We start from the raw sequence: 13,374 nt of genomic DNA on the forward strand, positions 1-13,374 counted from the left end.
ATGCTATGTTAATAAAAGTAAAAGAAGAACAGGCTGAAGTTCTACGAGAACTGGAAGTGCAAACCTATCAAGAAACTTTCGGCCCTTATATCAAAGCGGAAGATATGCAAGATTATTTTACTCATGAGCTCTCACTTGAGCAAATTCAGAAGGATTTGGCGCAAGCAGAGTCGGAGACCTATTTTGCACTAGATGAGAAAGAAAAGATAGTTGGTTTTCTCAAATTTAACTGGGGGCAAGCACAGACTGAGCCAGTAGAATCAGAATATCTAATGGTGAATGCTTTTGAGGTTCACCGGATTTATGTTTTGAAATCTCATCAAGGACAAGGCTTTGGCAAGGAAATGTTTGATTTTGCTATGCAAGAAGCTGTTAAACGTGGCTTTTTCTGGGTTTGGTTAGGTGTTTGGGAAAAGAATTTCAAAGCGCAAAACTTTTACTTTAAATATGGCTTTGAACGTTTTAGTGAGCATGAATATGCGACTGGTGAAACAGTTGATATTGACTGGCTCATTCGGAAAAAATTAAAATAAGCGGAAAAGCACTTGGCTTGGGCGTCTGTCCCAATCTCAAAAAGAAAGGAAATAGTATGAGGCAAAATTTTTGAGACGAAGCAAAAATTCTCAAAGATTTCTATGAACTCATATAGATGAATTATGCTAGTAAGTTATAAATGGTTAAAAGAACTAGTTGACGTAACTGTTCTGAGTGAAGAATTAGCTGAAAAAATGTCAACGACAGGGATTGAAGTAGAAGGGGTCAGCTCTCCTGCTGAGGGATTGTCAAAAATTGTAGTTGGTGAAGTGGTTAGCTGTGAAGAGGTTCCTGAGACGCACTTACATGTGTGTCAAGTGAATGTTGGAGAAGAGGCGCTTCGACAAATTGTTTGCGGTGCTCCAAATGTACGAGCAGGAATCAAGGTTATGGTAGCTCTTCCAGGAGCTCGTATTGCAGATAATTATAAGATTAAAAAAGGAAAAATCCGTGGTTTAGAATCCCTTGGAATGATTTGTTCCCTTGGAGAATTAGGCATTTCGGACTCGGTTGTTCCAAAAGAATTTTCTGACGGCATTCAAATTTTGCCAGAAGAAGCTGTACCAGGGGATTCCGTTTTTCCTTATCTTGACTTGGATGATGAAATTATTGAGCTTTCTATCACGCCGAACCGTGCAGATGCGCTTTCAATGCGTGGAGTAGCGTATGAGGTAGCAGCTATCTACGACAAGTCAGTTCATTTTAAAGATTTCTCGTTGCTAGAGGCACAAGGGCAGGCTGCAGAGCAACTCTCTGTTGCGATTGAAACGGACAAGGCTCCTTTTTATGCAGCACGTATTTTGGAAAATGTCACCATTGCTCCAAGTCCGCAATGGCTGCAAAATCTGCTGATGAATGAAGGGATTCGTCCCATCAACAATGTAGTAGATGTGACAAATTATATTTTGCTTTACTTTGGTCAACCAATGCACGCCTTTGATTTAGATACTTTTGAGGGCAATCAAATTGTGGTGCGCGAAGCGCGTGCGGGTGAAAAATTAGTAACTCTTGATGACGAAGAGCGCGAATTAGAAACGAGCGATCTTGTGATTGCGGTAGCAGATAAGCCAGTCGCTCTTGCTGGTGTCATGGGTGGAGCTGCAACGGAAATTTCTCCTCAATCAAGGCGTATAGTGCTTGAAGCAGCAGTTTTTGACGGAACTTCTATTCGTAAGACGAGCGGGCGTCTCAATCTTCGTTCAGAATCATCTTCCCGCTTTGAAAAAGGAATTAACCTAGCGACAGTAACAGAAGCTCTAGATGCTGCGGCTAGCATGATTGCAGACCTTGCAGGTGCAACGATACAAGCCGGTATCGTCTCAGCAGGTCAAGTGGACACATCAGATGTTGAAGTTGCTTCAACATTGGCAGATGTCAATCGTGTACTTGGAACGAAATTAACTTATACAGATATTGAAGATGTTTTCCGCCGTCTTGGTTTTGGTCTTACTGGCAATGCAGAGAAATTCACAGTCAGCGTACCACGCCGTCGTTGGGACATTCACATTGAAGCAGACCTTTATGAGGAAATTGCGCGTATCTATGGTTATGATAAATTACCGGCAACCTTGCCTAAAGATGATGGAACAGCCGGTGAATTGACAGAAACCCAAAAACTCCGCCGCAAGGTTCGCACAGTAGCAGAAGGTGCTGGTCTGACAGAAGTTATCACCTATGCTTTGACCACTCCTGAAAAAGCTGTGCAATTTAGCACCAACCCAAGTAACTTGACAGAGTTGATGTGGCCAATGACAGTAGATCGCAGTGTTCTTCGTCAAAATATGGTAGCTGGCATTTTGGATACCGTTGCCTATAATGTAGCACGTAAAAATAAGGACTTGGCTCTGTATGAAATCGGAAAAGTCTTCGAGCAAACGGGTAATCCACAGGAAGAATTGCCAACTGAAATCAACAGCTTTGCCTTTGCTTTGACAGGTTTGGTTGCTGAAAAGGATTTTCAAACTCCTGCTGTACCAGTTGATTTCTTTTATGCAAAAGGAATTCTGGAAGCACTTTTTGACCGTCTAGGTCTAAAAGTAGAGTACACAGCAACGCAAGCATTCACTAGCATGCATCCAGGTCGTACAGCAACTATTTCACTAGACGGACAAGTCATTGGCTTTGTCGGTCAAGCTCATCCAGTAGTTGCTAAAGCCTATAATATTCCAGAAACTTATGTAGCAGAAGTCAGCTTAACAGCGATTGAGCAAGCTATTCAGCCAGCACAACCATTTGTAGAAATTACCAAATTCCCAGCTGTGACACGTGATATAGCACTGCTTCTTAAAGCAGAAATCAGTCACAAAGAAGTAGTTTCAACTATTGAAGCTGCTGGTGTGAAACGCTTGACAGATATCAAATTATTCGACGTTTTCTCAGGTGAAAAACTCGGACTCGGTATGAAATCAATGGCTTATACCTTAACTTTCCAAAATCCAGAGGATACTCTGGAAGATGAGGAAGTAGCTCGCTATATGGAAAAAATCCAAAAATCTCTTGAAGAAACGATTGGTGCAGAAGTGCGGTAAGACATGAAAAGCTCCTAAATTGAAGTTTAGGAGTTTTTTCTTGTAGTAATATAATGTATAATAAGGAAAAGTTTTATATCGGAGGAGAAAATGACAGTTTTTACACAACTTTGGAAATCATTTTCCAATTTGCCAGAAGTGGCAGCGATTGCTTTGGGCGGATCTCGCAGCGGAGAAACTTATGATGAGACTTCGGACTATGATTTATGTATTTACTGCACGAGCATTCCAGATGAAGACAGTCGGAAGTTGATTTTGACCCAATATTGTTCTTATATGGAAATAGGCAATCAATTTTGGGAATTGGAAGACGATTGTACCTTAAATAATGGCATTGATATTGATATTCTTTATAGGGACATTCGTGATTTTGCGCAAGATATTGAAAATGTTGTCGAAAAGCACCAAGCAGGAAATGGCTACACCACCTGCTTTTGGCACAATTTAAAAACCTGCAAGATTCTTTACGATGCTAATGGAGAGTTTGGAAAATTGAAAAAACGATTTGACGTTCCATTTCCTCCGAAATTAAAAGACAACATTATTTCACGAAATTTTAGTTTGTTAACCGGACATTTGCCGTCCTACGATACGCAGATTTTAAAAGCAGCAAAACGAAAAGACTTTGTCAATGTCAATCACCGTGTAGCAGCCTTTTTAGAATCCTATTTTGACATCATTTTCGCAGTTAATGAATTGACCCACCCTGGCGAGAAGAGAATGATTTCGTATGCAGCAGCGCATGCGAGCCTTCTTCCTAATCAATTTGAGCAATCTTTAAATACTTTACTAATGAGCATTACTGCTAGCCCCGAAATTCTTGAAAAACAATTAAGAGAAATGATTGCAAATTTATTAAGAAACTTTATATCTGATTTTTGATTATCCCTATAAATATTACACTTTCAAGCATTTCGAAGTATAGAAAAACACTCATTTTACCACGAATATACCACGATTGAACGAGCCTTGATATGACGATAAAATAGCACTAAAAAGACACCATTGACACATTGAAGTGGTGTCTTTTATTAATAAGCAGTCAATCCTAAGACTAACTGCTTTTGCAAAATAAAGGTAATCACTATTTTGTTTGTTTCTTTAGAATAATATAGCTTGCAATCACAACTACAAAGAATACTAACACGAAAACTAAAGTATGAAATATTCCTATCGGATAAGGTGCAATCCACCCTTCTAGTTTGAAAACCAATCCTGAAATATATCCTGTAATCATAGAAATAGGCATAAAAGCAACTCCGATTATATTAAGCCAATTTACATAAAAGGGGGATTTTTCTTCCGATAGTATTCTCGCTATAAAATATCCAACAATCCCTATAGCTTGAATAATCATTGAACCCCAAACTGCTTCCATTGTTTGTTCTGCATACCAATTACCAAATGCACAAAACAGCCCAATAGCAACAAAAGCTGTTGATGATATATAAAGTACCTTACTCGTAAGCTCTTTATTTTTTTGTTCTTTGTCTGCTACTGGTTCAATTCCCTTTAGGATATAGTCAGTTGTTACTCCAAAAAAATCACTCATTATAATTATTTTTTCTAAGTCAGGCGTACTTTGTTCACTTTCCCATTTGGAAACAGCCTGCCTTGAAACTCCAACTTTATCCGCAAGTTCCTCTTGTGATATTCCTTTTGATTTCCTTAAATATTGTATTCTGTCTGCCATATTCATTAGCTAACACTCCTTTCTTTCATGGTGTAATTTTAGCAATATTATCAGTTGCATAGCCACCATTTAGATATGGAAATATGTCAACTGGCAGTTGCAATGATGTTTTTTGACAAATCAGCAGAATATTCTTGCTTATAACGTAATTTAAACATATCCATATTATAACAGTTCCATATATCCGCCACAACAAAAATCAGCACACCCCCCTTGACATTTTTCTGTCTTGAAAAATACACACTTTTTCTTTCTTCCTCTTGATTACCAACCACAGAAAAGAAAAAGCCCTGTCAAGAGCCTTGCCACCATTGGTGGTGCTTTGCACTCTTTACTGGGCTTTTTGTTTGCTGTATCTTTCATTCAAGAGGAAAATTAAAGACCTCTGTTCCATTTCTCTTTCAGATAATCTTCATAGTCCGTTTCATCAAAATCTAACTGTGGCGAAGTGTCGGGAATGTTATTTCTGCTGTCTATGTCCGCAAGTTGACGGAATATCCAGTCATCATAAGGGTCATGGTATTTATACTCTTTGGGCTGTTCTCTGTATCGGTCTAACCCTCGCATTTCCTTATGTACTTTCATCATGCGTTCTATTTTTTGACGTTGTATCAACTGCTTGATTTCCATAAGTTCTTCTAACTCCGTAACCTCATTGGTAATGTAGTTATGGATATACTGTATGAGTTTGGTTTCCATGTAAAATCTGCATTCTTTTTCATCATTGAAAAATTCATTTTCAGACAGATAATCTAAGGAAACATTGAAGTCCTGTTCCCGTTTGATAATATCCATGATATATGGTTCGGTGTGGTCAATATACTTCCATTCTCCTGATAATAATTCATTGGGCGTTACTCCCAGCACGTCCATTATCTTTTCTAATGTGTCAAAGGTAGGATAATTCACACCCCGTTCAATCTTGGAAAGGCTCTGCATATTGATACCGATTTTATCCGCAAGTTCCTGTTGTTTCATTCCTCTGTGTTTTCTTATGGTCTGTATATTCTCTCCTAAGAAACTGATTTTCTTTTCGTAATGTTCCATAACTTAGTATAACCGCTCCTTTCGTTGCTTTTCTCGGTGTTTATAAGCATATCATACTTAATATTTATTAAAAAGTCAATCAAAACTTCTTGACAAGTAATTCTAATGGCGTTATTATCGTATTAGATAGGGTGATTAAGCACGCTAGGGTCAATCACACGCTTGAGTAAGCATAGAAAAGATGTATTTTCATTTTGATAGCATGAATAAGCATGGACTATCAGACCGAAAATAAGGTTTCTGACTGGGGCTGTTCCGTTTAGCCACGAGTCTTACAAGGCTCGTGAGCGTTAAGAACGGATCAGACACAGGAAGAAAGGGAACGCCTTTAGGCGTTCATAAAGGGCGTATATGTAACACCGCCCTGCGTATACATGTCATAGTACCTAGAAACTGTGATAAATAAAGGAAAAAACACGATTTTTACCCGCAAAAAACGGGGCATACGAAAGGAGCAATGCACTATAACTACACACAAAAATTTATCCGTTAAGATTGATTACATCAGCATTGTATTTGAAACGGCAACCGCTGAAGATATAATCATGCACATTTTAGGTTTACCGACTGACATTTTCAATGTCTATCCGGCAAGCGTTAAATTCAAGACCTATCAGGCACGCTGGCAGATTGGAGATATTTATGTATCGGGGGACGCAAGAAAGACAGAGGACAATCCACAAGGGCTAGGCTGTTATCTTGTTATGACTGGCAGAGGTTGTGATGATATTTTCCGTATTCTCGACAGTAGGAATTATACCTTTGGGGATATGTTCCGACGCTGTGAGCGAAGATACGGACTGGATAACTTCCATTTCACAAGACTTGATATTGCCATTGATGATAGGAACGAAAAGCCATTCTTTACCATAGAGCAGATAAAGAAGAAATGTGAAAAAGAGGAATTTATCTCGAATAGTGAGGGCTACCACTTTGACGAAAGCAAGTTTGATGATTTCGACACTGCAAAGACCGTTTATATCGGTGCTGGAAAATCGGGATTGTCCTACCGCTTTTATGATAAGGATAAGGAAGTCTGTTCAAAACATAATAAGACACTTGATGAAGTTGGCAGTTGGAAACGGACAGAAATGCAACTGCGTGATGATAAGGCTCATGTTTTTGCCATGACATTCAAAGACAGACCGCTGGAACTTGGGGAACTGGCTTTCGGACTGCTGGCAAACAACCTACGCTTTGTCGTACCAAACAGAAACGAAAGTAATAAAAGCAGATGGAAAACGTGTCGGTTTTGGGAACGATTTTTAGGGGCTGTGGAAGTCTTGAAACTGCAAGTACCGAAACTACATAATTCCCTTGAGGAAACACAGCAATGGCTCACAGAGGGGGGCGTGATTTCTGCTGTCAAAAGTTTTTATTTCTTAGAAGAACATGATGCATTAGGTGGACTGGAAAAAGTGGGAACTATGCTTGACAGGGCAAGATACAGCAGTTCCCTTTCCAGTAAATTAACCGCCCACTTACAGAGGATAGACCGCACCGACCTTATCCCCTATATCCAGTATGACACGAAACATGGGAAAGGGGGTATCTGATGAATAACAACGATATTCCCGTATGGGAAAAATACACCCTTACCATTGAAGAAGCGTCAAAGTATTTCCGTATCGGAGAAAACAAGTTAAGACGCTTGGCAGAGGAAAACAAGGACGCTGGCTGGCTCATTATGAATGGCAACCGCATACAGATTAAACGCCGACAGTTTGAAAAGGTCATTGATAAATTGGACGCAATCTAATGCAAATGAGCCTTGTATGTGTTATGATGAATACAAGTCATATCAAGGCTCTTTCCAACAAGGAAAGGAGCAGACACCATGAAAGAAAAAAGACGGGATAGTAAAGAACGTATCCTGCATACTGGAGAGAGCCAACGAACAGACGGAAAATACTTATATAAATATGTAGACGCATTTGGAAACACAAAATATGTGTATGCTTGGAGATTGACACCCACAGACCCGACACCAAAGGGAAAACGGGAAAAACCCTCACTTCGTGAACTGGAACAGCAGATAAGACGGGATATTGAGGACGGTATCGACAGCACAGGCAAGAAAATGACGCTTTGCCAACTCTACGCCAAACAGAACGCACAGAGGGCAAATGTGAAGAAAAGCACACAGAAACAACGGGAACAACTCATGCGGTTATTGAAAGAGGACAAGTTAGGTGCTAGGAGCATTGATACGATAAAACCCTCTGACGCTAAAGAATGGGCGTTACGCATGAAAGACAAAGGCTTTTCCTATAACACTATTAACAACCATAAACGCTCGTTAAAAGCGTCATTCTATATCGCCATACAAGACGATTGTGTAAGGAAAAACCCTTTTAATTTCAAGTTAAGTGAAATCATAGAAAATGATACCAAAGAGAAAGTAGTATTGACAGAGGAACAGGAACAAGCCTTACTGTCATTCATCAAGACGGATAACGTGTATCACAAGTATTATGATGATGTGCTGATACTGTTAAAGACAGGACTTCGTATCTCGGAACTGTGCGGACTGACAGTAGCCGATATTGATTTCAAGAATGAGGTTGTGGTTATCGACCACCAGTTATTAAAGAGCAAGGAACAGGGCTATTATATTGAAACGCCTAAGACAAAGAGTGGAACAAGGCAAGTGCCATTAAGCAGAGAAACGATACAGGCATTTCAACGGGTCATAAGGAAACGCACAAAAGGGAAACTGATAGAGATAGACGGATACAAAGATTTTCTGTTCGTCAATCCGAAAGGCAATCCTAAAGTTGCGATTGATTACAACGCCTTATTTGTCCGTATGGTAAAGAAATATAACAAACACCACAAGGATAACCCCTTGCCACATATCACACCACATACGCTACGCCATACGTTCTGCACAAGACTGGCAAGCAAGAACATGAACCCGAAAGATTTACAGTATATCATGGGACATTCAAACATCAGTATCACAATGAACTGGTATGCTCATGCGTCCATAGATACCGCAAAATCAGAGGTTCAGCGTCTAATCGCATAAGAAGTATTTACCACGATTTTAACCACGCTTGATAGCGAAAATATAAGAAGATAGACCTAGATATGTGAGGTTTACCACAAAAGCAAAATGCCCGTAGAGCCTATAAAATAAGGCTTTGCGGACATTTGAGAAGATATAAAAAGATAGTCAAAAAGACATATATGATTTAGAAGAAATTTTATCATAAAGTTCTCTGCAAATTGAGTTGTTGAGCACTAAAAAACGGCTTGAGCCGTTTTTGTTTTTTTAATGTTTTTGATTTACAACTGTAAAAGTGGTATAATGTCACATATTTTAAAGAAATATTTAAAAGGAGAGAAAAATGAATCGTCAAGTAATGGATAAAGAGCGTTTAGGGGCTTTTATTGATGCGGTGATTGCTATTATTATGACCATTTTGGTATTGGAACTGGAAAAGCCGAAAACCTTTGATTTACAAGGCCTGTGGGACCTCAGAACTAATTTTTTTGCCTATGGATTGTCCTTTTTCTGGCTCGGAGCTATGTGGGTAAATTTTCACTCTTCATCGCAGGTAGTGGAGAAGATTAGTCAAAAAACAGTCTGGGTTGCTATAGTTATGCTTTTCTTTTCATCATTTTTCCCTTATACGACAAAATTAGTTGCTTCAAATTTTAACAATGCTACGATGCAAGTATTTTATGGAGTAATTGTTCTGTTGATTTCATTCTCTGTCCTTTGGTATTATCACACATTGGTTGAAGTCAATCAAACAGCAGAGATTGAACAATTGAATATCAGTCGTTTGCATTGGATGAAGTGGGACATTGCAATTAAAATTTTAGGAATCATTCTTTCGCTCACGATTTTCCCAGCTGCAGAAATATTTTCAGTGCTTATCACTCTTTGTGCACTTGTCATTCCAAATCAATTTAGATTATAAATGAAGAGAGTGTTGTTCCAGCTTTTTTCTAATAAGTCCAAAATTTGAAGATAAAGTAGCTGATTACGGAAAACACTGTTTGTTGATACTGTATGATATAATAAATCTAGCAAATTATAACTAGGAATAGTGTTGAAGTTCAAGATAACAATGGAACAAAAGGAAACAATTATTGAGCTCTTGAAAAGTAGGTCAATGAAACAACGTGAACTTGCTGAATCTATCTACGGAGAGGAAAATCACGCATTGAATATCTTAGATGAATTAAAAAAACTAGAGACAGAAGAAATTATCATTCGTCATGACGATAGACATACCTATGATTCTTTAACAGATTCTGCTCTTTCTGTTTCACAGACTTCGCAAAGTACCATGCTTGTGCCTAGACCAACTGTCATGGAAGTTGAAAAGTATTTGCAAGAGTGGGCTAACCTTGAAAGCTATAAATTACAAGAAACTGCATTAGATCGCCTGTTTTTTGAACTATCACCGACAAATACAGATATTTCAGATATTCTGTTAAAGGTTGCAACCCTAAATGACTTTTATAGTACTAATATTTTTTCGATATTTCCTGTAGCAAAACATATTTTATCACTTGACATTGATGAGAGGTTGAAGCGTGGTGATATTTTTCTAGTAAATGAAATTCAAAATATCACCATAAAGGAGGGTGTGCAGCGAAAATTCTATTCTTTTGCAACTAAATATTGCTCGCATCACAATCCTTTAGCCTATCCCATATACGATAGTTATGTTGAAAAGGTTTTGAAGCATTTTAGAGAAACAGATCACTTTGCAAAGTTTAAGAATGCTGATTTAAAGGATTACCAGCAATTCAAAAATCTAATTCTGACCTTTAGAAGTTATTACGGATTAGAGCAATTCAATCTTAAACAAATAGACCAATATTTATGGCAGCTGGGAAAAGAATATTTTCCAAATAATTATAAATAGTTTGTATCCCCTAGAAAGGAAAACGACAAAATTGCATTACAAATTTCTACTATTTGACCTTGACCACACCTTGTTAGATTTTGATTTGGCGGAGGATTTGGCTTTGACTGCTTTTCTAAAAGAGCAGGGTGTGGCTGACATTCAGGCTTATAAAGACTACTATATTCCTATGAATAAAGCTCTTTGGCGGGACTTGGAACAGGAAAAACTGACCAAATCTGAGCTGATTAACACGCGCTTTTCTCGTCTTTTTAACCACTTTGGTATGGATAAGGACGGTGTCGAGTTGGCTATCCATTACCAGCAGCATATTGCCCGGCAGGGTCAGACCTATACTGGAGCTAGTGAGCTCTTGGATGTCTTGACAGAGGCAGATTATGAACTTTACGCTGCTACCAATGGTATCGGCTTCATTCAGACTGGTCGACTGGCTCACTCGGATATCTCCCCCTATTTTAATCAGATTTTCATCTCTGAGCAACTCCATACGCAAAAACCCGATGCTCTATTTTTTGAAAAAATAGCAGAGCTAATACCAAATTTTGACAAAAATCGGACTCTGATGATTGGGGATTCTTTGACAGCAGACATAGCGGGCGGAAACAATGCAGGCATTGATACGGCTTGGTATAATCCTAAAAGTTTGAGTAATCATACGCAAGCGAAACCGACTTATAATTTTCGGTCCTATCAAGATTTGTTGGATTTGCTGATAAAATAAGAAGATAGAGGTCATACCACCTCTGTCTTCTTATTTTATAGTTTATTTTCGTGCTATCCAAGCCATTAGGGTAGAAGCTAGAATGGCTAGAAAAATAATGACTACCATGGCTTTAGGAGTGCCATCTGAAAAAAGAGCGAGGAGCAAGGAAGAAAGGATCCCACTTCCGTATTGGAGAGAGCCAAGGAGAGCGGCGGCTGAACCTGTCATCGAATCCTCTACGCTATTGAGAGCTGCTGCATTGGAACATGCTGCAACGATACCATTGGTACTAAAAATGAGAAGCATAGGAAAGACGACTGCCCAAAGACTACGAAAATTTCCAATATTAAACAGTAGTAGTAAAAGAGCAAAAGCAAGAGCACAGCTAGTGGCAATGCGCAAGAGATTTCGTAGAGAAAAACGATCAACTAACCGACGATTAAGCATACTGATGATTGAAACTCCGATAATATTGATACCGAAGAAAAAACCGTAATGTTCTGCTTTGATATGAAAATAAGAAATGTAGATTTCAGACGAACCTGTAATAAAAGCATAGGCTGCCACATAAAAGAAAGTCACACAAAGAGTGTAAATGATAAAAGATTTAGAAGTAAATAAAGTGCGATAGTTTTGAAATGTATGACGAAGGGAGAGGGAGCTTCGTTTTTCTTTTGGCAAGGATTCTTTGAGCTGTCTGCAGGCTAAGAGCATGAGCGCTCCAATGATAGCCATCAATACAAAAATGAGCCGCCAACTTCCAATTGTGAGTAAAAAGCCTCCTATGAAAGGTCCCATAATAGGAGCTAAAGCCATGATAATCATGAGGGTTGAGAGCATTTGTGCAGCACCTCGGCTATCAAAAAGCTCTCGAATCATCGCACGACTAATCATGGGTCAGACGCAGGCACCTACTGCTTGGAAAACTCGCCAAAAAACAATCCATCCCATAGTTGGCGACCAAGCACAACCGATAGAACCAATGATAAAAAGCAGAAGCCCGATATAGAGTGGAATTTTACGCCCAATGCGGTCACTAATTGGGCCCCAGACTAACTGAGCAATAGCAAAACCGATTAGAAAGCCTGTTACAGTAAGTTCTGCCCTGCCGCCAAGTTGATGCTGCATGCTTGGCATAGCTGGCAAATATATATCTGTTGATAAAGAGGTAAAGGCCATAAGGGCACTCAAAATCATGATAAAAGATAAGTTTGTTTTGTTGGTTGACATATTGATACCTTTAAAAATGACTGATAGTCATAATTTTACAAGAAAGAATTTGGGAGAAAAGTTCCCGAAGTCGAATCTTTTGTAGCTGTTTTTAGTGCAAGACGTAGCGATTGAAAGAAATTCTAGAGCTTTTTATCCTCATCTCCACTTTCTATAAGGTAATGTAATCGTTTAAGAGTAGTGGCAATTCAAAATGTGTATAGCTTTGAACACGACTGGTCAATCTCGTTTCAGGATTCATTGTCCAAATCAGAAGCAGACCGTAGATGTGTTCCATGATGCTTGTTGCAAGAAGAAGCGTAGGAGTGTTTGGCTTTAATTTCTTTTGCTCAAGCAATTGTTGCAGGGAGTCTTGTAGGACTTTTATGTCTAATTCCCATTTGCTTTCCACTTTTTTATTGCTCATGATAAATTGCAGCCAAGATCGAAGCCGCTCAAGACCAGAATCTTCAATAATTTGACTATACTTTTCTAGATAAATTTGAATACTTTTGAGAACGCCGTATTTTGCAGCTAATTCTACAATTGAATCATTTAATGGGCGGAAATGTTGTCGCCCTAATTCAGCAATGAGGTCCTCTTTTTTCTTGAAATAATTGTAAAAAGTTCCTTTAGCAATGCCACTTGCTTTGGTAATTTCTTCCACAGAAAGATGTTCATAGCCTTTTTGGGCAATCAATTGATCAGCTGTATCTAGCAATGTTTGCCGTGTCGCTGTTTTCTTCTCTTCTCTCTTACTCATGAACTTTT

Annotated in this window: 13 protein-coding genes and 1 pseudogene; 9 read left to right on the forward strand and 5 right to left on the reverse strand. The window is 38.8% G+C overall.

Annotated elements, in window-relative coordinates:
* Positions 1-5 precede the first annotated feature (5 nt).
* The 3 genes from FQ204_RS02260 to FQ204_RS02270 all read left to right on the forward strand — a co-directional run bounded on the left by FQ204_RS02260 (position 6) and on the right by FQ204_RS02270 (position 3,944).
* The gene (locus FQ204_RS02260) at positions 6-533 is read left to right on the forward strand and encodes a GNAT family N-acetyltransferase (protein WP_144208087.1); all 528 of its coding nucleotides are present in this window, start codon (positions 6-8) and stop codon (positions 531-533) included.
* Between the two features lie 123 nt (positions 534-656).
* Entirely contained in the window at positions 657-3,062 is a 2,406-nt protein-coding gene (gene pheT, locus FQ204_RS02265) for a phenylalanine--tRNA ligase subunit beta (protein WP_144208090.1), read from the forward strand.
* 90 nt (positions 3,063-3,152) lie between these two features.
* Positions 3,153-3,944, forward strand: a complete 792-nt coding sequence (locus FQ204_RS02270; protein ID WP_144208093.1) for a nucleotidyltransferase domain-containing protein — start codon at positions 3,153-3,155, stop codon at positions 3,942-3,944.
* Positions 3,945-4,146: 202 nt separating this feature from the next.
* Here the strand turns inward: FQ204_RS02270 and FQ204_RS02275 are convergent, their stop codons facing one another.
* The 3 genes from FQ204_RS02275 to FQ204_RS02285 form a co-directional block, all read right to left on the reverse strand.
* Positions 4,147-4,761, reverse strand: a complete 615-nt coding sequence (locus FQ204_RS02275) for a helix-turn-helix domain-containing protein (RefSeq protein WP_008393242.1) — start codon at positions 4,759-4,761, stop codon at positions 4,147-4,149.
* Positions 4,762-4,841: 80 nt separating this feature from the next.
* Positions 4,842-4,997 (reverse strand): hypothetical protein, encoded by a 156-nt coding sequence (locus tag FQ204_RS02280; RefSeq protein WP_243132358.1) that lies wholly within the window; start codon positions 4,995-4,997, stop codon positions 4,842-4,844.
* A 133-nt stretch (positions 4,998-5,130) separates the two neighbouring features.
* Positions 5,131-5,802 carry a helix-turn-helix domain-containing protein gene (locus FQ204_RS02285; protein ID WP_008393244.1) on the reverse strand — a complete coding sequence of 224 codons (672 nt, stop codon included), beginning with the start codon at positions 5,800-5,802 and terminating at the stop codon, positions 5,131-5,133.
* 395 nt (positions 5,803-6,197) lie between these two features.
* Here FQ204_RS02285 and FQ204_RS02290 point away from each other — a divergent pair, with 395 nt between their 5' ends.
* The 6 genes from FQ204_RS02290 (at position 6,198) to FQ204_RS02320 (ending at position 11,412) form a co-directional block, all read left to right on the forward strand.
* Positions 6,198-7,358, forward strand: a complete 1,161-nt coding sequence (locus FQ204_RS02290) for a replication initiation factor domain-containing protein (RefSeq protein WP_186286755.1) — start codon at positions 6,198-6,200, stop codon at positions 7,356-7,358.
* Positions 7,358-7,561 (forward strand): excisionase, encoded by a 204-nt coding sequence (locus FQ204_RS02295; protein WP_002610247.1) that lies wholly within the window; start codon positions 7,358-7,360, stop codon positions 7,559-7,561. The genes FQ204_RS02290 and FQ204_RS02295 overlap by 1 nt, the downstream gene beginning before the upstream one ends.
* A 78-nt stretch (positions 7,562-7,639) precedes the next feature.
* Positions 7,640-8,833: a site-specific integrase gene (locus FQ204_RS02300; RefSeq protein WP_144208100.1), complete on the forward strand. Its 1,194-nt coding sequence runs from the start codon at positions 7,640-7,642 to the stop codon at positions 8,831-8,833.
* A 337-nt stretch (positions 8,834-9,170) separates the two neighbouring features.
* Positions 9,171-9,734 (forward strand): TMEM175 family protein, encoded by a 564-nt coding sequence (locus FQ204_RS02310; RefSeq protein ID WP_186286761.1) that lies wholly within the window; start codon positions 9,171-9,173, stop codon positions 9,732-9,734.
* Between the two features lie 372 nt (positions 9,735-10,106).
* The gene (locus FQ204_RS02315) at positions 10,107-10,691 is read left to right on the forward strand and encodes a hypothetical protein (RefSeq protein WP_186286764.1); all 585 of its coding nucleotides are present in this window, start codon (positions 10,107-10,109) and stop codon (positions 10,689-10,691) included.
* Between the two features lie 31 nt (positions 10,692-10,722).
* A complete protein-coding gene (locus FQ204_RS02320) occupies positions 10,723-11,412 on the forward strand; it encodes a YjjG family noncanonical pyrimidine nucleotidase (protein ID WP_144208110.1) in 690 nt (229 codons plus the stop codon).
* A gap of 42 nt (positions 11,413-11,454) precedes the next feature.
* Here FQ204_RS02320 and FQ204_RS02325 read toward each other — a convergent pair.
* A pseudogene (locus tag FQ204_RS02325) lies at positions 11,455-12,624 on the reverse strand (multidrug effflux MFS transporter).
* 151 nt (positions 12,625-12,775) lie between these two features.
* Positions 12,776-13,366: a TetR/AcrR family transcriptional regulator gene (locus FQ204_RS02330; protein ID WP_144208113.1), complete on the reverse strand. Its 591-nt coding sequence runs from the start codon at positions 13,364-13,366 to the stop codon at positions 12,776-12,778.
* Between the last annotated feature and the right edge of the window lie 8 nt (positions 13,367-13,374).

Source organism: Streptococcus constellatus, assembly GCF_902167705.1.
Taxonomy (GTDB): Bacteria; Bacillota; Bacilli; order Lactobacillales; family Streptococcaceae; genus Streptococcus; species Streptococcus constellatus_A.